Genomic DNA, 21,013 nt, shown 5'->3' on the forward strand with positions numbered 1-21,013 from the left:
GCTAGACGAACGAGGGCACGCGTTCCAGTACGCCGCCGGCGTAATCGCGCTGGAACGGCAGGTCCGGGCGGTGGGCGTAGCCGATGTAGCAGTCGCAGCGCGCGTTCGGGCAGGCGCGGGCGCGCAGGTGGGCGGCGAAGCTGCCGTCGTAGAGGTTGCCCAAGGGCTCGGCGACGAAATGACAGCGGCGCACCGCGCCGTCGCCGTCCACCGACACCACGGTGTCGCCGGTCAGGCAGGGCGCGCCGAGGCTCGGCGAGGGCGCGAGGTTGTAGCGGAAGTGCGGGTCGATCGCCTCGATCCGGGCGATCTGCGCGGCGTCGTAGTAATCCGGCGGGCGCGGGTCGAAGGCGTTGACCCACATCGGCGTCGCGGCCGGCAGTTCGCGCCGCATCGCCTCGATTTCGTCGAGGTCTTCGATCAGCCCGACCATGCCGACGCTGTGGCGCACGCCGCGCCGGCTCAGCTCGCGGCAGCGGGCGAGGAAGGCGGCGCGGGTCACCTGGGTCGGGTGGTAGGTACACCACAGCGCGAGCTTGCTCAGATCCGCGTCTTCCAGCCAGCGCAGGCCGACGCAGAGATTGGTCTGGATCGCGACCCGGCGCAGCCGCGGCAAGCGGCTCAGCGCGATCATCGCCTCGCGGTAGTGGCGGCGCACCAGGCCCTCGCCCCAGGGCGTGAACAGCACCGACAGTTCCATCTCTTGCCGCCCGGCCCACTCGACGAAGCGGGCGAGGTCGGCGGCGTCGCGGCGCAGCGCTTCGCGGCTGTCGTAGGTCTTGGCGAACGGGCAGTAGCCGCAATCGTAATTGCAACTGCTCAGGCGGCCGCGATAGAGCACGGACAGATGCATGGCTCAGCCCAGGCGGTAGTCGCGCATGCGCTGGACGATGGCGGACGAGGCCAGCCACGGGCCGATGGTGTCGGCGCGGGCGAGGCCGGCGTCGGTGAGCTCGATCAGCTCGCCGTTTTCGACCGCGAGGCCGTGGGCGAACAATTCGCGCAGTTGCGGCAGGTGGTCGAGGCAGTCGGCGCCGAAGCGGCGGCGGTAATCGGCGCGGTCCAGGCCGGGGCGGATCAACAGCGACTGGATCGCGTGGCGGCGCCGGCGTTCTTCCTCGCCCACGGCGATGCCGTAGTCGGCGACCGCGAAGGAGGCTTCGTCGCGTTCGAGGTAGTGATCGAGGATCTCGGCGACGCTGCGCCGGGCCACGCCGTACTCGCTGGAGTAATGCAGGCTCGACGCATACGAACGCGCGCCGCAGCCGATGCCGATCATGCCGTCGCTTTGGCAGCAATACACCGGCGCGGCAACGTCGGGCGCATGCGGCGCGCGGAACATGCGCATCGACACTTGCTGGTAGCCGGCGGCGAGCAAACGGTCGCGGCCGGCTTCGTACAAGGCGAGGCGCTCGTCCATCGGCTCGGCTTGCAGCGGCAAACGCGCGCCGGCCTTGGCTTCGATCCGGCCCAGGCCGGTCAGCGGCCGCACGTACAGCGGATAGAGATACAACTCTTCGGGACGGTGTTCGAGCGCGCTGTCGACGGAGGCGAGGAAGCTGGCGACCGTTTGCCCGGCGATGCCGTAGATCAGATCGAGATTGAGCGTGGCGATGCCGGCGGCGCGGATCGCGGCGATGGCCTGTTCGACCGTGGCGCGCTGCTGCGGCCGTACCAGCGCGCGCACTTCGGCTTCGCTGAAGCTCTGGATGCCCATGCTGACGCGGTCGATGCCGCGCTCGCGGCACAGCTGCATTTTCTCGGCGTCGACGGTTTCCGGCGACACCTCGATGCCGGCCGGGATCGCATGCAGATCGACGTTCGCGTGGCGTTCGACGAGATCGAACAAGCGCCGCAACTGCGCCGCGTCGAGATAGCTCGGCGTGCCGCCGCCGACCGCGAAGCGGACGAAGCGGTGTTCGCCCAGCGCCTGCGCGGTGGCGCGCAGTTGCCGCTCCATCTGTTCGAGATAGCGCTCGACCTTGGCCGGCTCCGGCCGCGCCAGCGCGAACAGATTGCAGAAGCCGCAGCGGTAGCTGCAGAACGGCACGTGCAGGTACAGGAACAGCGAATCGCGCGCTTCGCCGGCCCACAGCTCGCGCAGATCGCGCGGCGGCTGCAGGGGGCGATAGGCGGTCTTGTGCGGGTAGGAGTACGAATAGGCCTGATACGGCGGCAGGCGCAGCAGCTCGCTCAGGCTCGGGGCGGTGGGTTCGTGGACGACGGCGTTCATGGATCGAGGAGGAAATGCGCGTAGGGCACGGTCATCACCGTGTCGTGGGCGAGGCGGTGGCCGTGGAAGCCGTCCTCGCCGTAGGCGGTGCCGTGGTCGGAGCAGACGATGGCGAAGGCGCCGCCGCGGGCGCGCAGCGCGGCCAGCAGCGGCGCCAGCGCGGCATCGACGTAACGCAGCGCGGCGCGGTGAGTGGCGTAGCTGTCGGTTTCGCTGCCGGGCAAGTAGTGGCGGTTGGGTTGGTGCAGGGCGGAGACGTTGACGAAGACGAAGCAGCGCTTGTCGCGCAGTTCGTCGCTGCACAGGCGTTCGCAGGCCAGCGCGACCTGGCGCTCGGTCGAATCCGGCGCGGTCACGCCCAAGCCGGGATGCCAGTGGCTTTCGTCGAACAGGTTCGGAAACTGCGAGCCCAGCGGATTGCGCTTGTTGAAGAAGCCGACGCCGCCGATGCAGATCGCGTGATAGCCGGCGTCGCGCAGGCCCGAGACGATGTCGGCGCGGTCGCGGAACACATGGGTGCCGGCGGCGGTGGTTTCGCTGCCCTCGAACTCCAGCGCGAACAGGCGCGGGTGCGGGCCGGGGCGCGCGGGCGTGGGCAGGAAGCCGGCGAAGAACGCGGCGTGCGCGGCGTAGGTGAAGCTGCCCGGGGTGTGGCGGCGCTCCCAGCCGCCGGCGTGCAGGTGCTGCGACAGCACCGGCAGTTCGCCGGCGTCGAAGCAGGCTTGCGCCGCGTCGAAGCGCAGGGTGTCGAGCGTGATCAGCAGCAAGTCGCGCTGGCCGACCACGCCGCGCATATCGGGATTGTCGTAGCGTGCGCCGGCCTCAGGCATGGGCGGGCTCCGGCGCGTGCGGCGCTTGCGGCGAGTACGGCGCGGGCACCGGGCGCAGCAGCGCCTGATCCTGGTACGTGCTCAGGCCTTGCCACGGCAGATCGATCAGCAGATCGCCGAAGGCGTTGGCTTCCAGCACCCAACTGCGGCCTTCGCGCAGGATCAGGTCGAAGCCGATCATGCGGCTGCGCGGGAACGCCATCGCCGCTTGCTGGGTGGCGATTTCCAGCGCGTGCATGGCCGCGTCGTCGAGCCACTGCGCCAATGCGCCGCGGCGGTTGCCCAGGTGCAGGTTGGTCAGCGGGCCGGAGCCGACGCGGGCGACGCGGTGGCGCAGGAAACCGTCGAGCGCGACCGCGCGGATGTCGTAATGGCCGCCGTCGCCGTCCGGCGCGCGCGGCTTGGGAATCCAGCGCTCGACGTAGGCGCCTTGCGCGGCGATCGCGTCGATCAGCCGGGTGATGCGCGCGCCGTCGTCGTAACGGCGCGGCTTGAGCGAATTGAACACGCGGGTTTCGCCGCCGTCTTCGCTCAGCTCGGCCGAACCGTAAGCCGCTTCGCCGCCCGATCGGTTGCGCCGATACGCCAACACGCCCGCGCCGGACGAGCCGTAGCGGGCCTTGACGAAGACTTGGTCCGCGGCGTGTTCGCGCAGCAGCGCCTGCAGCGATTCGTAGCCGTCGATCTCGCCGAGCAGCGGCGGAATCGCGATGCCTTGCGCGCGCAGGCGGCGCTGGCAGGCGAGTTTGTCGCTCATGCCGGCGATGTCATCGGGCGGATTGAGGTAGCCGGCGCGCGCGGGCAGGGCGTCGAGCAGTGCGCGAAAACCGGCGTACCAGTAGTGCTGATGCGCCAATTCGCCATGCCGCAGCGGCCGCGGCGCCGCGCCGTCGCCGCCGAGCGCGCGCCAGCCGCGTTCGATCAGCGCCGCGTGCAGCGCCGGCGCTTCGCCCGGCGATTCGATCTTGACCAGCGCGCCGGGCCGCGCGTCGATGCGCTCGGCCGCGCGCTGCGGCGCGGCGAGCAGGTCTTCGTAATGCAGTTCCTCGGCCGCGGGCAGGCCGCGCTCGCGCAGGGCCTGTTGCAGCCCCCGCAGGCGGCGGCTGTCGCGCGGACCGATCAGCAGCCAGCCCGGCGGCGCCACGTCCTTACTCGGACACCGCCACGTAGCGGTCGCCGTCGTCCTCTTCTTCGGGATCGTCCAGCACCACCTGGCACGGCAGCGCGCGCAGCTTGGCCTGCCATTGCTCGGAGATGTAGTGATGGCTCAGGTCGATGCGTTCCAGCGCGCCCAGGTGCGGGCTTTCGGCCAGCGCCTGCGCGCCGACGTCGCCGATGGTGCCCAGCGACAGATCCAGGCTCTGCAGCGAGCCCAGCCACGGTTGCTGCGCCAGCCACACGGCCAAATCGTCGCTGATTTGCGAATCGCGCAGGCCCAGGTAGCGCAGGCGCTCGGGGCCGAGCTTTTCGAGCAGGTTCTGGTAGTCGGCGACGCTGCCGTCGAAACCGTAGTTGTCGCTGCCCAGCCACAGTTCCAGGTGCTTGAGCGCGGGCAGGGTGGAGCCGGCGAGGGCCTCGACGATCTTGCTCGGCAGGCCGCCGCATTCGATCGTCAGTTCCTCCAGCGCGGCGTGCGAGAACGCCTGCAGTTCCAGATTGCTGGAGCCGCGGATGCGCAGCGACTGCAGTTGCGGGAACGCGGCCAGCAGCGGGTTGTAGGAGGTCTGGATGATCCAGGAGATCTCGCAGTCCTCGTAAGTCATGTCGCCGATGAACAGCGCGGTGAGCTTGGGCAGCTTGGCGCGGTATTCGATCAGCGCGTCGAGATACCCCTGCGGGCCTTCGTCGTGGGCCTCGCTCCACGCGCCGACGATCAGCGCTTCCAGCCCGGCCGGATCGACCTTGGACAGGAAATCGTCGAGCAGGGCGCGCTGGCTCTCTTCGCTGTCGTAGTCCTGGGTCAGCCGGTAGACCACGTCGCCGCCGGCGGGCGTGGCGCCCATGCGGAATTCGACGACGCGTTTGCCGCGGTAGATCTGCGAGTACTCGCCGATGGTCACGTGGGGCTCCTTGCCTGCATTGGGGTAAACGAGGCCGAAGCATACCCAAGAGCGCTGGACGATGTAACCGTGGCTGCCTGTAGGAGCGGCGTGAGCCGCGACCAACCGCAGCGACGTACGCAAGCGGTCGATCCGAAGCCCGGTGAAGCGGAAAAGGCCGAAGCCCGATTGTCCGGGCTTCGGTGGGTTGAGTGGTATGGGCGTTGCTGCGGTTGGCCGCGGCTTACGCCGCTCCTACACGGGGCACGCCTCAGACCAGCCCGGTGGCGTAGAACGTCGCGATCACCACGAACACCGCCGCGGTCTTGATCAGCGTGATCGCGAAAACGTCCTTGTACGCCTGCCGGTGGGTCAAGCCGGTCACCGCCAGCAAGGTGATGACCGCGCCGTTGTGCGGCAAGGTGTCCATGCCGCCGGAGGCCATCGAGGCGACGCGGTGCAACACCTCCATCGGGATGTTGGCGGCGTGGGCGTTGGCGATGAAGGTCTCCGACATCGCCGCCAGGGCGATGCTCATGCCGCCGGAGGCCGAGCCGGTGATGCCGGCCAACGCGGTGACGGTCACCGCTTCGTTGACCAGCGGATTGGGAATCGCGCCGAGCGCGTTGGCGACCACCAAAAAGCCCGGCAGCGCTGCGATCACCGCGCCGAAACCGTACTCGCTGGCGGTGTTCATCGCCGCCAGCAGCGCGCCGCCGATGGCCGCCTTGCTGCCTTCGGCGAAGCTCGCCGTCACCGGCTTCCAGGCGAACGCCAGCACCGCGGCGATGCCGAGCAGCAGCGCGCCTTCCACCGCCCAGATCGCGGCGATCTTGGATACGTCCTGGACCACTGGCGCGGCGTCGCCGATCACCGCCGGGTCGAAGCTGTGCTGCTTGCCGTAGGCCTGCGGCAGCCATTCGCTGAAGAGCTTGTTGGCGACGCCGACGATGACCAGCGGCGCGACCGCGATCAAGGGATGGGCGAGCTGGCCGCCGGCGAACGGCGCGGGTTCGTTGACCAGATCGGTGCCGTAGCCTTCGCCGGCCTTGAGCGCGGCGCGGCGGCGCCAGTTCAGATAGAACAGGCCGACGATCAGGATGAACACGCCGCCGATGCAGCCGAGGATCGGCGCGGCCCAGGTGTTGGTGCCGAAGAACGCGGTCGGAATGATGTTCTGGATCTGCGGCGTGCCCGGCAGCGCGTCCATGGTGAAGGTGAACGCGCCCAGCGCGATGGTGCCGGGGATCAGCCGCTTGGGGATGTCGCTTTGGCGGAACAGCTCGGCGGCGAAGGGATAGACCGCGAACACCACCACGAACAGCGACACGCCGCCGTAGGTCAGCAGCGCGCACACCGCGACGATGGCGAGCATGGCGCGTTCGCGTCCGACCAGACGGATGGTCGCGGCGACGATGGATTTGGAGAAGCCCGAGGTCTCGATCAGTTTGCCGAAGATCGCGCCGAGCAAAAACACCGGGAAATACAGCTTGAGGAAGCCGACCATCTTGTCCATGAACAGGCCGGTGAACATCGGCGCGACCAGCGACGGGTCGGTCAGCAACACCGCGCCGAGCGCGGCGACCGGCGCGAACAGGATCACGCTGTGGCCGCGGTAAGCGACGTACATCAGGAAGCACAGCGCGGCCAGCACGATCAAAAACGCCATCGGTTCGGATTCCCCTCATTGCGGCGCGGGCGTCGGGCCCGGCTGCGCGCAGTGTCGGCAATGCGGCCGCGCGGCAGGCATTGTCCGAAGGTACAGCTGCCGGGCGCGGCGGCCGGCTCCTAGGCTGTGCGCCATGACGGGGGACTGCGCGGCGCCGACGCCGCGCGCGACTTCCGCGCACGCATTCGCCGGCGGCGGCGCAGCGCTTTGCATGCCGACGCTCGCATCGACTTAAGCATCGACTCCCGGGGGAGGGAACAGCATCGTGATCCGCATCAACCGACACTCCCGCGTCAGCGGCGCCCGCCGCGGCGCGCTCGCCACCGCGGTCGCCTTCGCCTTGTTGGCGCCGGCGGCCTGGGCGCAGGACGCCGCGCCGGCGTCGACCGACGCCAAGACCCTGGGCGGGCTGACCGTCACCGCGCGCAAGCGCGAGGAAACCCTGCAGGAAGTGCCGGTGGCGATCACCGCGTTCACGCCCGAGGCGCTGGACCGGCTCAACATCGAGGATCTCAGCGACCTCGACGCGCAGGTGCCGAACCTGACCATCTACGCCGCACGCGGTTCCAGCAGCACCATCACCGCCTACATCCGCGGCGTCGGCCAGTCCGATCCGCTGTGGGGCGTGGACCCGGGCGTGGGCATCTACATGGACGATGTCTACATCGCCCGTCCGCAAGGCGCGCTGCTCGACGTGTTCGACGTCGAGCGCATCGAAGTGCTGCGCGGCCCGCAGGGCACGCTGTACGGCAAGAACACCATCGGCGGCGCGATCAAGTACATCTCGCGCGGCCTGCCGACCCAGTTCGGCGGCTTCGCTTCGGTCACCGCCGGCAATTACGGCCAGCTCGACGTCAAGGCCGCGGTCGCCGGCCCGATCGGCGGCCCGACCCTGGGCGGCGACGCCACCTTGCGCGGCCGCTTGTCGGTCGCCAGCCTCAACCGCGACGGCTTCGGCAAGAACCGCTTCACCGGCCAGGACGTCAGCGACAAGGAAGTGCTGGCGCTGCGCGGCAGCCTCGGCGCCTACGTCAGCGATTCGCTCGACATCCAGTTCGCGTTCGACTGGATGGACGACCAATCCGGCGTGCGCGGCGCCAAGATGCTCGCGCCCAACCGCTTCGCCCCGGGCTTCGCGCCGCTGGACAGCCGCTACGACATCCGCAGCGGCATGCCCAACATCAACGACACCACGATCAAGGGCGCTTCGGCGGTGGTGAACTGGCGCGCCAACGAGGACTGGACGTTCAAGTACGTGCTGGCCAAGCGCGAGTCCGACACCGAGACCAACATCGACTTCGACACCTTGCCGAACAAGGTCGCCGACGTGAAGGCGTTCTACAGCGATCAGCAGGTCAGCCACGAACTGCAGGCCAATTACGATGCCGGCGGCCGCGCCCGCGGCGTCATGGGCATTTACGCCTTCGACGGCGAAGCCGGCGGGCAGGTGCTCAACAACTTCTTCAACCTCAGCTTCGGCGACACCCAGGGCACGGTCTACACCGAGTCGCTGGCGTTCTACGCCGACTGGACGTTCGACCTGACCGACAAGCTCAAGCTCGACGTCGGCGCGCGCTACACCGACGAGGACAAGCGCGCCAAGGTGTTCAACCAGGGCTATCGCGACCCGAACTTCACCATTCCCAGCGGCGTGATCGCGGCCAATTTCGACCGCAAGATCAACTTCAAGAACACCTCGCCGAAGGTGTCGCTGGATTACCAGATCACCCCGGACATCCTGCTGTACGGCCTGGCCACCCGCGGCTTCAAGTCCGGCGGCTACAACATCCGCGCCCAGGCCGCGGCGGTGCCGCGCTCGGCCGATCCGTTCGACGACGAGGTCGTCGACAGCTACGAACTCGGCAGCAAGATGGCGTTTTTCGATCAGCGCCTGTTCTTGAACCTGTCGTACTTCCACAACAAGTACAAGGACATCCAGCTGTCGGTGTTCACCGCCTACGACAGCAACGGCGACGGCACCAACGACGCGTTCTTCGGCGACTTCACCAACGCCGGCAAGGGCACGGTGCAGGGCCTGGAAGTCGAGTACCAGTGGCTGCCGACGCGCAACTGGCTGATCTCGGGCAACCTCGCCTGGCTCGACGCGAAGTACGACGAATTCATGTACGCCGGCGTCAACATCGCCAAGGAACAGGAATTCACCAACGCGCCCGAGTTCTCCGGCGCGCTCAACGTCGAATACCGCACCGACCTGTCCGACGGCAGCAACCTGTCGGCGCGCGTGGGCTACAGCTATCAGAGCGAAGTGGTCGCCACCACCGAGATCGTGCGCACCGGCGCCAAGCCGATCACCCAGGACGGTTACGGCCTGATCAACGCCGGCGTGACCTGGAAGGGCAAGGGCCCGTGGACGGTGTCGCTGCAGGGCAGCAACCTCGCCGACAAGGAATACCGCACCACCGGTTACAGCCTGAATTCGGCGCTGGGCGTCTACACCGGCTTCTACGGTCCGCCGCGCCAGTACTCGGTGACGGTCAAGTACGACTTCTGATTCGTTCCAAGCAAGCGTGGGGAGTGCGGCCGGGACGCCGCGTCGGGCCTGCGTTCCTGGGGACGCAGGCCCGGTTTATTCGGCGGCGCGCGAATGCCGAGCGCCGCCAGGGTTGGGAACGGGGCAGGGACGCCCCGTTCGCTTTTACGTTCGCGCGATGCGCAACGCAGCGACTGTAGGAGCGGCGTAAGCCGCGACCAACCGAAGCCGCTAACGCAAGCGAAGCGACCCGAAGATACCGGCAATCGGCCGCCTTCAGACCAACGCGTGACGCAGCCCGGCTTCGGCGGATGCGCTTACGTCAATCGCTGCGGTGGGTCGCGGCTCACGCCGCTCCTACAAGGCGCCTTCGCAACCGCGCCAGCGGCCGGCTGTTCCGCGCTCCGCGCCCCCGCTATCCTGCGCCGATGCGCCACGCCTCATGCCCATGCTGAGCCTCGCCACCGTCGCCTTCGCCAGTCTGGCGTGGCTGGCGTTGATGTTCGGCACTGCGCTGTTCGCCGAACGCCGGCCCGGGGTGCTGGCGCGCCACTGGCATCACATCTACGCGCTGTCGCTGGCGGTGCACTGCACCTCCTGGACCTTCTACGGCACCGTCACCCAGGCCGCGCGCTACGGTTGGCCGCTGCCGCCGACGTTTCTCGGCTCGATCCTGTTCTACGCGCTGGCCGTGGGCTTCATGGTCAAGCTGGTGCGGCTGGCGCGCGAGACCAATGCGACCTCGCTGGCCGATCTGATCGCCACCCGCCTGGGCAAGGACGCGTGGCTGGCCGCGTTGGTGACCTTGGTCGCCGCGCTCGGCCTGATTCCCTACATCGCCCTGCAATTGAAAGCGGTGGCGATGAGCTTCGCCATGCTCACCACCCACGCCACCGACGGCGCCGCGCTGCCGGCGTGGCGCGACAGCGCGCTGTACGTGGCGCTGGCGATGGCCTTGTTCGCGATGCTGTTCGGCACCCGCCGCGCCAGCGCGGCCGAGCACAATCGCGGGCTGGTGCTGGCGATGGCGTTCGAGTCGGTGTTCAAGCTGGCGGCGATGCTGGCGCTGGGCGGCTTCGTCTGGCTCGGCCTGGACGCGCTGCCGCCGGCGCCCGCCGCGCCCGCGCCGGCGGGCGATCCGGCCGGCGGTTTCGCGCCGCTGGTGTTTCTCGGCGCGCTGGCGATGTTCATCCTGCCGCACCAGTTCCACGTCGGCGTGGTCGAATGCCGCGACGAGCGCCACGTGCGCACCGCGCGCTGGCAGTTCCCGCTGTACCTGCTGCTGATCGCAGCGCCGGTGCTGCCGGTGGCGATGCTCGGCCAGCGCCTGCTCGGTTCGCAGGTGCCGTCGGACTTGTACGTGCTGGCGCTGCCGCTGGCGCAGGGCCAGCAAGGGCTGGCGCTGTTCGCGTTTCTCGGCGGGCTCAGCGCCGCCACCGGCATGGTCGTGGTCAGCACGCTGACCTTGAGCCTGATGATCGGCAACCACTGGTTCGCGCCGAACCTGCTGCGCGGCGCGTGGTCGCGCAACCGCGACCTGCGCGGACGGGTGCTGGCGCTGCGCCGCGGCGGCATCGTCGCGATCATGCTGCTGGCCTGGGGCTACAGCCGTTTGATCGCCGGCAGCGAAGCATTGGCCGACGTCGGCGCGGTCTCGTTCTCGGCGCTGGCGACGCTGGCGCCGGCGCTGGCGTTCGCGGTGTGGCGACCGCAGACGCCGGCGCGCGCGGCCATCGCCGGCATCGCCGCGGGCTTCGCGGTGTGGTGCTGGACGTTGTTGCTGCCGATGCTGTTCGAGGTGCGCGGCGCCGCGCCGGCGTGGTTCGCGCAGGGGCCGCTGGGGATGGAATGGCTGGCGCCGGAGCGCTTGTTCGGTCTGACCGGTTGGAGCCGGCTCGGCCGCGCGGTCGGCGCGAGCTTGTTCGTCGGCACCCTGGTCACCGTGCTGGCCGCGCTGTGGCGGCGCGAGCCGGCCAAGCGCGCGCGCCGCGGGCTCGACGCGCAGACCCTGCGCGACGCCGGCCTGCGCTTCCTGCCGCGCGAACGCGTGGCGCAGCTGCTCGACGGCGTGCCGACCGGCGCGCCGGTGGCGGCGGCGGTGGAAGCGGGCGTGGAGCGCGAACTGGCCGCGGTGCTGGGGTCGTCGTCGGCGCGGGTGCTGCTCGACGCGGCGCGGCGCGAGGCCGGGCGCGATCTGGACACGGTCGCGGCGATCGTCGGCGAAGCCTCGGCGGATTTGCGCTTCAACCAGCGCGTGCTCGAAGCGGCGCTGCAGAACATGAGCCAGGGCATCAGCGTGGTCGATGCGCAGCTGCATCTGGTGGCGTGGAATCGCCGTTACGCCGAACTGTTCGATTTCCCGCCGGACCTGTTGCAGGTCGGCCGTCCCATCGCCGATCTGGCGCGCTGGGCGATGCACCGGCTGCCGTTCCAGGGCGATCTGGAAGGCGCGCTGCAGCGGCGGCTGGCGTACATGCGCGCCGGCACCGCGCATTTGTCCGAACGCGTGCTCGCCGACGGCAGCATTCTGGAAATCCGCGGCAACCCGATGCCGGGCGGCGGTTTCGTCGCCACCTTCACCGATGTCACCGCGTTCCGCCGCGCCGAGGCCGGATTGATCCAGGCCAACGAAACCCTGGAGCAGCGCGTGGCCGAGCGCACCGCGGATCTGGAGGTCGCGACGCAGGAAGCGCAGCGCGCCAACGAGGCCAAGAGCCGCTTCCTCGCCGCGGTCGGCCACGATCTGATGCAGCCCTTGCACGCCGCGCAGTTGTTCGCCGATGCGCTGAGCCAGCAGGTGGTCGATCCGGCCCAGCGCGACACCGTCGCGCGCATCGGCGGCGCGCTGGAGTCCACCGGCGATCTGCTCACCGGGCTGCTCGATATGTCGCGTTTGCAAGCCGGCGGTTTGGTGCCGCAACCGCGCGAATTTCCGCTGGCCGAAGTGCTGGATCCGCTCGCCGCGCAATTCGCCGCCATCGCCGCCGCGCGCGGCCTGCGTTTCCGCTACGTGCCCACGCTCGCGTGGACGCGCAGCGATCCGCAATTGCTGCGGCGGGTGCTGCAGAACTTCCTCGCCAACGCGGTGCGCTACACCGCGCAGGGGCGGGTGTTGCTGGGCGTGCGCCGCGGCGCGGGCGGCTTGCGCATCGAAGTGCACGACACCGGTCCGGGCATCGATCCGGCGCAGCGCGAGGCGATCTTCGAGGAATTCCGCCGCGGCCAGGACGCGCCGGGGCAGGGGCTGGGGCTCGGCTTGTCGATCGCCGACCGCATCGCGCAGTTGCTCGACGCGCCGTTGAGCCTGCGCAGCCGGGTCGGCCGCGGCACCGCGTTCGGCGTGCGCGTGGCCGCGGTGCGCGCGGCGCAGGCGCCGCTGCCGGCCGGCGCGCGCGGCGCGTTCGCGGGCTTGCGCGTGCTCGCGGTCGACAACGACGCGCAGGCGCTGGCGGCGTTGGGCGAAGTGTTGCGGCGCTGGGGCTGCGAAGTCGCCACCGCCGCCGACGAAGCCGGCGCGCGCGCGGCCTTGCGCGCGGCGCCGGCGCAGCTGTGGCTGTTCGACTTCCACCTCGACCGCGACGACACCGGCGTGGCCCTGGCCCAGCGCCTGGAGCCCGAGTTCGGCGCGCCGCCGTGCCTGCTGCTCAGCGCCGACGGCGGCGCGCAGGTGCGCGCGGCGGTGCACGCGGCCGGCCGCTCGCTGCTGACCAAGCCGGTCAAGCCGCTGGCGCTGAAGTCGGTGCTCGACCGGCTCCTCGCCGGCGCCGCCGCGGCGCGATGAACGGGTAAAGCCGGCCGGAACGGCCCGACTTCGGTTCCGCGACGGCCGTCTGAAATCCGCTGGCGATTTTTTCGCCAAATCTGTTGCAACGCTTATGTAACAAAGGCTTCAGCCCTGTCCGACCCCCACTGTCCGCAGGTTTGTCCACAGGCTGTGTGGACAACATCGGCGGTTGGAGTGAGGGCGGGAGAGCTTGACGTGAGTGTGGGTGAGCGGCTAGGGCGGGAGAGCGGGAAGAAGGGAGCAAAGGGAAAGAGGGGAATGGAGGGAAAGAGGGGAATGGAGGGAATCGAGGGGCGGGCGCGGTCGAAGCGCCGACGAGACCGGCGTTCCCGCCATTCCCCGTTCCCTTCGTTCCCCTTATTCCCTTATTCCCTTATTCCCTTATTCCCTTATTCCCTTATTCCCTTATTCCCTTGCTCTCGCTTACTCCATCCGCCGCGCCGGATCCGCCAGCTCCAGCTCGCGCAGCACCACGCCCGCCTGCGTCCGGTTGCGCACGCCCAGACGGTCGAAGATCGCCGACAGATGCGCCTTGACCGTGCGCTCCTGGACTTCCAGGCGGTCGGCGATCTGCTTGTTGAGCAGGCCTTGCGCGACCAGGGTCAGGACCCGGAACTGCTGCGGCGAGAGACTGGCCAAGCGCGAAGCGAGATCGGCGTCGCCGCGTTCGCTGTGGGTGCGCGCGACCGCCGCGCGCAGCGAGGCCGGCAGCCATTGCTCGCAGGCCAGCACCGCGCGGATCGCGTCGCGCAGTTCGTCCAGGCCCGAGCTCTTGGGCAGGTAACCGGCGGCGCCGTGGTCGAGCGCGCGCCGCACCACGCGCGGATCGTCGTTGGCCGAGACCACGGCCACCGCGGTGCCGGGGAACTGGGCGCGGATCGCGGCGAGGCCGGCGAGGCCGTGGTTGCCGGGCATGTGCAGATCCAGCAGGACCAGATCGATGCCGGGTTCGGCTTCCAGCGCGGCCAGCGCGTCGTCGAGCGTGCCGGCTTCGCGCACCACGGTCTCGGGCACCGCGTCGGCGGCGGCCTGACGCAGCGCAGCGCGGAACAGCGGGTGGTCGTCGGCGATCAGCAGGGTCGGCATCGCGTTTAGCCTAGCAGGCCGGAGCGGGACGGGAGCGCGGCGCGCGCGGGCGCCGGGCGCAGGTGTACCAAAGTACGATGAGCGCGCGCCGGCGGATTGCTAGCCTGCGCGGATGAGCGCCCACACCTTACGCACCGCGGCCCTGGCCGCCTCCTTGCTGCTGGCCTGCACGGCCGGCGCCGCCAGCGCCGCCCCGGCGCGCAAAGCCGCCCGACCGGCCGCACAGGACTCCGTCGCGATGTACACGCAGGAACGCCAGACCGACCACCGCGACAGCGACGACTTGTTGACCGCCGGCCTCGGCCTGGACGGCCTGCGCGCGATGACGCCGCCGGCGTTCGCCGACGCCGCCCATCCCAGCGCCGCGGAACTGCGCCGCCGCGCGCTGTGGTCGAACTGGCGCGGCATCGCCGATCTCGCGCCCGGCGGCGGCTACGGCGAACTTTACGGCAGCCTGGCCAACGTGCCCGGCCGCGAGTACAGCGCGTTCGCGCGCGTGCCCGGCGCGCATCAGCCGCACCGCGTGCTGGTGCAGGTGCCCGACGGGTTCGACCGCGACAAGCGCTGCGTCGTGGTCAGCGCCTCGTCGGGGTCGCGCGGCATCTACGGTTCCATCGCCGTGGCCGGCGCCTGGGGTTTGCCGAAGGGCTGCGCGGTCGCCTACACCGACAAGGGCGCGGGCACCGATTATTTCGATCTCGACGCCGGCGTCGGCGTGCGCGCCGACGGCACCGTCGGCAAGCCCGGCGACGGCGAACTGGCGTTCCTGCCCGACGCGCAGGCGCGCAAGGCCGGCGGCGTCGCGTTCAAGCACGCGCATTCGCAGGACAACCCCGAAGCCGATTGGGGCCGCCACGTGCAGCAGGCCGCGCGCTTCGCGCTGCGCGCGCTGGACCGCGCGTTTCCCGACGCCGCGCCGTTCACCTGGGCCAATACCCGGGTGATCGCGGTCGGCATCTCCAACGGCGGCGGCGCGGTGCTGCGCGCGGCCGAGTTGGGCGAGGAGCCGTGGCTCGACGCGGTGGTCGCCGGCGAACCCAACGTCTACGTGCAAGGCGCGCGGCCGTTGTACGACTACACCACCCAAGCCGCGCTGCTGATGCCGTGCGCGCTGCTGCACAAGCCGCTCGGCGCGATGCCGGTGGCGCCGCTGAGCGGCGACAGCGCGCAATCGTTCTGCGATTTCGCCGCCGAACACGGCTTGCTCGGCGACGCCGCGCGCGCCGGCGACACCGCCGCGCGCGCGCAGGCCGCGTACGAGCGCATGCGCGGCGACGGCTGGAGCGACGACGCGCTGCGCGCCGGCGCGCTGTCGGTGAACTTCGATCTGTGGCGCGCGGTCGCGGCGACCTACGCCTCGTCTTACGGCCGCTACGCGCCGGTCGCGCGCGAAACCGGCGCGGCGAATCAACCGTGGGTGGCGTATGCCTATTCGACCGCCACGCCGGCCGCCGCCGCCGACGCGCCGCCGGCGCCGCGCGCGGCCAGCGAAACCGAACGCGCGGCGTGGTGGGCCGACGCCAGCGGCATTCCGCCCGGTGCCGGCGTGCAGTTGTTCGGCCCCGCCGGCGCGCCGCGCCTGCAGTCGCTGGCCGGATTGCGCGAGCTGTGGACCGGCCAGCCGCTGCGCGCGGACGCCGACAAAGCCGGCCTGAAGGCGGCCGGCGAGCGCGTGCGCAAGGGCGTCGAACAGACCCGCGCCGGCGCGCCGCGCAAGGGCTTGCCGGTGGTGGTGGTGCACGGCCTCGACGACGGCCTGATCCCGCCGGCGTTCAGCAGCGCGCCGTACGTGGCGATGGCGCGCAAGGCCGGGGCGCAGGTGACTTATTGGCAGGTCAAGAACGTGCAGCACTTCGACGCCTTCCTCGGCCTGCCGACGCTGGGCGCGCGTTACCTGCCGCTGCTGCCATACGTGTACGCGGCGCTGGACCGGGTCGACGCGCATCTGGCCGGCGGCGCGGCGCTGCCGGGCGACGCGGTGATCGACACCGTGCCGCGCGCGCAAGGGCAGGGCTTGCAGGCGCAGAATCTGGCGGTGCCGAAGTAAGCCGCCGGATCGACGCGCCGGCGCCGATGTAAACCGCTGAACCGAGCCGGCGCGCACGGCCGGCATTGCGCCGGGATTCAGGCCCGGCGTCGCGAATGCCGCGCCGTACGCATCGCGCGCGGCGCGCTTGCGACTTCAGCCTCTTGCGGCGCACGCGCCGGCTTTGGCAGGCTGAACGCCCTCAGGCGGCCGCGTGGCCGCCCGCCACGGAGTCGCTCCGCATGCCGCGTCACTTTTCGATGCTCCGCGAGTTCCACCTCGCGGATTGGTTCACCCTCGCCAACGCCTTCTGCGGCACCGGCGCGATCTTCGCCGCGATGCGCTTCCTGCAGGACGGGCAGGTGCGCCACCTGATGATCGGCATGGCCTTGATCCCGCTGGCGTTCGTGTTCGACGCGCTCGACGGGCGGGTGGCGCGCTGGCGCAAGTCCTCGTCCACGCTCGGGCGCGAGCTCGATTCGCTGGCCGACGTGATCTCCTTCGGCGTCGCCCCGGCCGCGCTGGCCTACGCCTGCGGCCTGCAGGGCGGGTGGGACTGGGTGGTGTTGAGCTATTTCGTCGGCTGCGGCGTCAGCCGTCTGGCGCGCTACAACGTCACCGCCGAAGCGCTGGCCGGCGACGAAGGCAAGGTCAAATACTTCGAAGGCACGCCGATCCCGACCAGCCTGTTGCTGGTGATCGTGCTGGCGGTGGCGGCGTGGCAGGGCGCGATCGGCGCGGATTTGTGGTTCGGCGGCGTGCGCATCGGCCCGTGGCTGTTCCATCCGCTGGTGCTGATGTTCGCGCTGTCGGGCTCGTTGATGATCAGCAAGACGCTGCACATTCCGAAGCCCTGAGCGATTCCGCATCGCGCTTCCTGTAGGAGCGCCGCGAGCCGCGACCGCAGTGTTCCAATCTTGCGCCGGACGCCGCGATTCGCGGTCGCGGCTCGCGCCGCTCCTACGCGGCATCGTCGAAACTCGCGCGCAACCGCCGCATTCACGCCGTTATGTGCCCCAGCGCACAAGCAGCGCCCGGCAACGCGCCGTTGCTATCATCGGCGCAAACCCTGGAGGCGGCGATGGCGAATTTCGGTTTCGGCTCGAACAACCCCGGCGATTTCGGCGCCGGCGCAGGTTTCAATCCGCAGGACTTCGAGCGCCTCGCGCGTCAGTACTGGGGCGCATGGGGCGAGATGATGCGCGGCGCCGCGCCGCAGCCGCCCGCGCAGCCCTCGATCCCGGGCTGGAACGAGGCGCTGAACTGGTGGTCGCAGCTCGCCCGCGGCGGCGCCCAGCCGCAGGTCGAGGACACGCTCGACCGCTTCAACAGTCAGGCGCGCGGTTGGTTCGGCGAAATCCAGAAGCTGGCCGCGCAGTTCGCCGGCCGCGACGCCTCCGCCGCCGACATCGCCGGCGCCTGGAAGCAGGCGCTGGGCGGGCAGGGCGCCAATCCCTTCGCCGACGTGTTCGGCGCGATGCGCGGCCCGGGCCAGCAGGATTTCGCCCGTTGGGTCGAACAGGTCAAGCCGTTCCTGGAACGCATGCGCGATGGCGGCAGCAGCCTGCTCGGCCTGCCCGCGTTCGGTTTCGCGCGCGAGCATCAAGAGCGCGTGCAGCAACTGGCCCAGGCCTATCTCAACTATCAGCAGCAAAGCCAGGCCTACAACGCGCTGATGGCCGAAGCCGGTCAGGACGCGTTCAAGCGCTTCGAGGACAAGCTGGCCGAACGCAGCGAGCCCGGCCGGCAGATCGGCAGCGCGCGCGCCTTGTTCGATCTGTGGATCGACGCGGCCGAGGACGCGTACGCCGAGATCGCGCTGTCGCCGCGCTTCCGCGACGCCTACGCGGCGCTGGTGAATTCGCAGATGCGCCTGCGCGGCGGCGTGCAGAAGGAAATCGAGCAGGCCAGCACCCAGTTCGGCATTCCGACCCGCACCGAGATCGACGCGGCGCACCGCAAGATCGTCCAGCTCGAACGCGAGCTGCGCCGTTTGCGCGACGAATTGCTCGACGCGCGCGGCCGCGACGCCGCGGCCGAACCGCCGTCCAAGCCCGCGCCCAAGGCAGCTTCCAAGCCGGCGGCGAAGCAGGCCGCCGCGGCCAAGCCGCGCACGGCCCAGGCCGCCGCGCCGGCGCCGAGCCGTTCGGCCGCCGCGAGCAAGCCCGCCGCCAGCAAGCCTGCCACCGGCAAGCCCGCCGCGAAGAAAACCGCCATCGCCCGCCCGCAACCGCCGGCCAAGCCCGCGGCCGCGAAAGCCGCCGCTCCGGCCAAGCGCGCCGCCGCGCCCGCGAAGTCGGGCAAGTCCGTGAAGCCGGCCAAGTCCGCCAAGCAGGGAGCGCGCTGAGATGACCGCACCGATCAACTTCACCGCCGAATCATTGGCCCAGGAAGCGCTCAACGCCCAGCGCAAGCTCGGCGCCGGTCTGGAGACGCTGCACGAGGTCGACAACATCGACTACGGCGCCACCGCGCGCGAGGAAGTCTGGCGCGACGGCAAGGTCGCGCTGTACCGTTTCCGCGGCGAGCAGGCGCCGACCGCCAAGGCGCCGCTGCTGATCGCCTACGCGCTGGTCAACCGGCCGTACATGGTCGATCTGCAGGCCGACAAATCCATCGTCCGCGGCCTGCTCGAACGCGGCCAGGACGTGTACATCCTCGACTGGGGCTATCCCGACCGTTCCGACCGCTATCTGGAACTGGAGGATTACATCCAGCGCTTCCTCGGCGGCGCCGTCGACCACCTGCGCCGCGAATACCGCCAGGACGCGATCAACCTGCTCGGTATCTGCCAGGGCGGCGCGTTCTCGCTGTGCTATTCGGCGCTGAACCCGACCAAGGTGCGCAACCTCATCACCATGGTCACGCCGGTGGATTTCCACACCCGCGACAACATGCTCTCGAACTGGACCCGCGGCCTGGACGTGGACCAGTTCGTCGACACGCTCGGCAACGTGCCCGCCGACGTCATGAACTGGTGCTACCTCACGCTCAAGCCGTGGCGGCTGTTCGTGCAGAAGTACGTCGGCCTGATCGACATCCTCGACGACAAGCGCGCGCTGGAAGACTTCCTGCGCATGGAGAAGTGGATCTTCGACTCGCCCGATCAGGCCGGCGAGGCCTTCCGCCAGTTCATCAAGCAGTTCTACCAGGGCAACGGCTTCGTCAACGGCGGCATCGACATCGGCGGGCGCGCGGTCGACCTGGGCTATGTCGATATGCCGGTGCTGAACATCTACGCCGAGCAGGACCATCTGGTGCCGCCGGCCGCGTCGAAGGCGCTGAAGGATTTGGTCGGCAGCGAGGATTACAGCGAACTGTCGTTCAAGGGCGGGCACATCGGCATCTACGTGTCCGGCCGCGCCCAGCGCGAAGTGCCGGGCGCGATCCACGACTGGTTGACCCAGCGCTCGCGCTGAGCGCGGGCGGCGCGACGGCGCGGCCTTCGCCGCGTTGTCGCGTGGGAGCGCGTCCCGCTGCCGCGCGGACGCGCTCGTGCAAGCTCACACCCGCACACCCGCACACCCGCACACCCGCACACCCGCACACCCGCACACCCGTGGGTCCGCACATCCGCACATCCGCACGTCCGCCCGCGAGCGAACGTGAGCACGTGAGCCCAAGCGCCCACGAACGAACGCTCGCCCGCGCCCGCGAGCGGCCCGATTCGATGCAGCCCGCTTTAACGCCGTCCGGGTTAGTCTCCCGTGTCCCCTCCGCGGAGCCGCCCCGCATGCGCCGTTTCCTGCTGCCGCTGCTGTCGATCCTGCTCGCCGCCTGCGCCACCGCGCCGCACGACGGCGCCGCCGCCGCTGCCGCCGCCACACCCACGCCCGCCGGCACCGCGCCGCGCGATCCGGCCGAATGGGAGCCGACCGTGCAGGCCTGGGAGGCCGACGACGCGCGCGTGCGCCGCATGCCGGGCAGCGTGGTGTTCGTCGGTAGTTCCTCGATCCGGCTGTGGACCACGCTGGCCGAAGACTTCCCCGGCGTCGCCACGATCAACCGCGGCTACGGCAGTTCGCGCGCTTACGATTCGGTCTACTTCGCCGACCGCATCGTCAACGCCTACCAGCCGCGCGCGGTGGTGTTCTACGCCGGCGAGAACGATCTGCACGAAGGCCGCACCCCGCGCCAGGTGCGCGACGATTTCGCCGCGTTCGTGCGCAAGGTCCAGGCCGCAACGCCGAAGGCGCGCATCGCCTTCGTCTCGATCAAGCCCAGCCCCTCGCGCGCGGCGATCGCGCCGCAGGTGCGCGAGGCCAACGCGCTGATCCGCGATTTCGCCCGCGGCGTGCGCGGCGTCGACTATCTCGACGTATACACGCCGATGCTCGGCGCCGACGGCGCGCCGCGCGAAGAACTGTTCGTCGCCGACCGCCTGCACATGAACCGCGCCGGCTACGAACTGTGGACCGGCGTGATCGGCCGCTGGCTCGCCAAACTTCCGCAAAAATCATGAACGCACGAATCCTTGTCGTCGCAGCGCTGAGCGCGCTGCTCGCCGCCGCGCCGTCCGCCCACGCCGCGCCTTCGGCCCAGGCCGAACGCGAGACCGAGCAATTGATCCAGGCGCTCGGCCGCTCGGGCTGCGAGTTCGAGCGCAACGGCAGCTGGTACGGCGCGGCCCAGGCGCAGGAGCATTTGCGCAAGAAGCTGGCCTACCTGCGCAAGCGCGGCTTGGCCGACACCGCCGAGCTGTTCATCGAGCGCGGCGCCAGCCAGAGCAGCTTCAGCGGCCAGCCTTACCACGTGCGTTGCGGCGGGGCCGCGGCGACGACCTCAGCGGCGTGGCTGCAGGCCAAACTCGTTCAGCTACGCGCGGCGAAACCGTAGACGCCACCGTCGCGACGAC

Annotated in this window: 15 protein-coding genes; 8 read left to right on the forward strand and 7 right to left on the reverse strand. The window is 70.2% G+C overall.

Annotated elements, in window-relative coordinates; genetic code table 11:
- Position 1 precedes the first annotated feature (1 nt).
- From J5226_RS15555 to J5226_RS15580, 6 genes are all read right to left on the reverse strand, one after another.
- On the reverse strand, positions 2-853 hold the full coding sequence (locus J5226_RS15555; RefSeq protein ID WP_215835357.1) for an STM4011 family radical SAM protein: 852 nt from the start codon (positions 851-853) through the stop codon (positions 2-4).
- Between the two features lie 3 nt (positions 854-856).
- Entirely contained in the window at positions 857-2,233 is a 1,377-nt protein-coding gene (locus J5226_RS15560) for an STM4012 family radical SAM protein (RefSeq protein WP_215835358.1), read from the reverse strand.
- A complete protein-coding gene (locus tag J5226_RS15565) occupies positions 2,230-3,063 on the reverse strand; it encodes an STM4013/SEN3800 family hydrolase (protein WP_215835359.1) in 834 nt (277 codons plus the stop codon). The genes J5226_RS15560 and J5226_RS15565 overlap by 4 nt, the downstream gene beginning before the upstream one ends.
- On the reverse strand, positions 3,056-4,186 hold the full coding sequence (locus J5226_RS15570; RefSeq protein ID WP_215840451.1) for an STM4014 family protein: 1,131 nt from the start codon (positions 4,184-4,186) through the stop codon (positions 3,056-3,058). The genes J5226_RS15565 and J5226_RS15570 overlap by 8 nt, the downstream gene beginning before the upstream one ends.
- Positions 4,187-4,211: 25 nt before the next feature.
- The gene (locus J5226_RS15575; protein ID WP_215835360.1) at positions 4,212-5,123 is read right to left on the reverse strand and encodes an STM4015 family protein; all 912 of its coding nucleotides are present in this window, start codon (positions 5,121-5,123) and stop codon (positions 4,212-4,214) included.
- A gap of 250 nt (positions 5,124-5,373) precedes the next feature.
- Positions 5,374-6,771, reverse strand: a complete 1,398-nt coding sequence (locus J5226_RS15580) for a GntP family permease (RefSeq protein WP_215835361.1) — start codon at positions 6,769-6,771, stop codon at positions 5,374-5,376.
- A gap of 265 nt (positions 6,772-7,036) precedes the next feature.
- Between J5226_RS15580 and J5226_RS15585 the strand changes: the two genes are divergently transcribed.
- Both J5226_RS15585 and J5226_RS15590 read left to right on the forward strand, forming a co-directional pair.
- A complete protein-coding gene (locus J5226_RS15585; RefSeq protein WP_255322807.1) occupies positions 7,037-9,283 on the forward strand; it encodes a TonB-dependent receptor in 2,247 nt (748 codons plus the stop codon).
- A gap of 427 nt (positions 9,284-9,710) precedes the next feature.
- The gene (locus J5226_RS15590) at positions 9,711-13,043 is read left to right on the forward strand and encodes a PAS-domain containing protein (RefSeq protein WP_215840453.1); all 3,333 of its coding nucleotides are present in this window, start codon (positions 9,711-9,713) and stop codon (positions 13,041-13,043) included.
- Positions 13,044-13,469: 426 nt separating this feature from the next.
- Here the strand turns inward: J5226_RS15590 and J5226_RS15595 are convergent, their stop codons facing one another.
- Positions 13,470-14,132, reverse strand: coding sequence for a response regulator transcription factor (locus J5226_RS15595; protein ID WP_215835362.1), 663 nt, complete (start codon positions 14,130-14,132; stop codon positions 13,470-13,472).
- A gap of 112 nt (positions 14,133-14,244) precedes the next feature.
- Between J5226_RS15595 and J5226_RS15600 the strand changes: the two genes are divergently transcribed.
- From J5226_RS15600 to J5226_RS15625, 6 genes are all read left to right on the forward strand, one after another.
- Positions 14,245-16,179 (forward strand): 3-hydroxybutyrate oligomer hydrolase family protein, encoded by a 1,935-nt coding sequence (locus J5226_RS15600; RefSeq protein WP_215835363.1) that lies wholly within the window; start codon positions 14,245-14,247, stop codon positions 16,177-16,179.
- A 221-nt stretch (positions 16,180-16,400) separates the two neighbouring features.
- Positions 16,401-17,015: a CDP-alcohol phosphatidyltransferase family protein gene (locus J5226_RS15605; protein WP_215835364.1), complete on the forward strand. Its 615-nt coding sequence runs from the start codon at positions 16,401-16,403 to the stop codon at positions 17,013-17,015.
- A 224-nt stretch (positions 17,016-17,239) separates the two neighbouring features.
- Entirely contained in the window at positions 17,240-18,505 is a 1,266-nt protein-coding gene (gene phaE / locus J5226_RS15610; RefSeq protein ID WP_215835365.1) for a class III poly(R)-hydroxyalkanoic acid synthase subunit PhaE, read from the forward strand.
- 1 nt (position 18,506) lies between these two features.
- Entirely contained in the window at positions 18,507-19,577 is a 1,071-nt protein-coding gene (locus J5226_RS15615; RefSeq protein ID WP_215835366.1) for a class III poly(R)-hydroxyalkanoic acid synthase subunit PhaC, read from the forward strand.
- 314 nt (positions 19,578-19,891) lie between these two features.
- On the forward strand, positions 19,892-20,620 hold the full coding sequence (locus tag J5226_RS15620; protein WP_215835367.1) for an SGNH/GDSL hydrolase family protein: 729 nt from the start codon (positions 19,892-19,894) through the stop codon (positions 20,618-20,620).
- Positions 20,617-20,994 (forward strand): DUF5329 family protein, encoded by a 378-nt coding sequence (locus J5226_RS15625; protein WP_215835368.1) that lies wholly within the window; start codon positions 20,617-20,619, stop codon positions 20,992-20,994. Before J5226_RS15620 ends, J5226_RS15625 begins: the two co-directional genes overlap by 4 nt.
- Positions 20,995-21,013 lie beyond the last annotated feature (19 nt).

Source organism: Lysobacter sp. K5869 (assembly GCF_018847975.1).
Classification (GTDB): Bacteria; Pseudomonadota; Gammaproteobacteria; order Xanthomonadales; family Xanthomonadaceae; genus Lysobacter.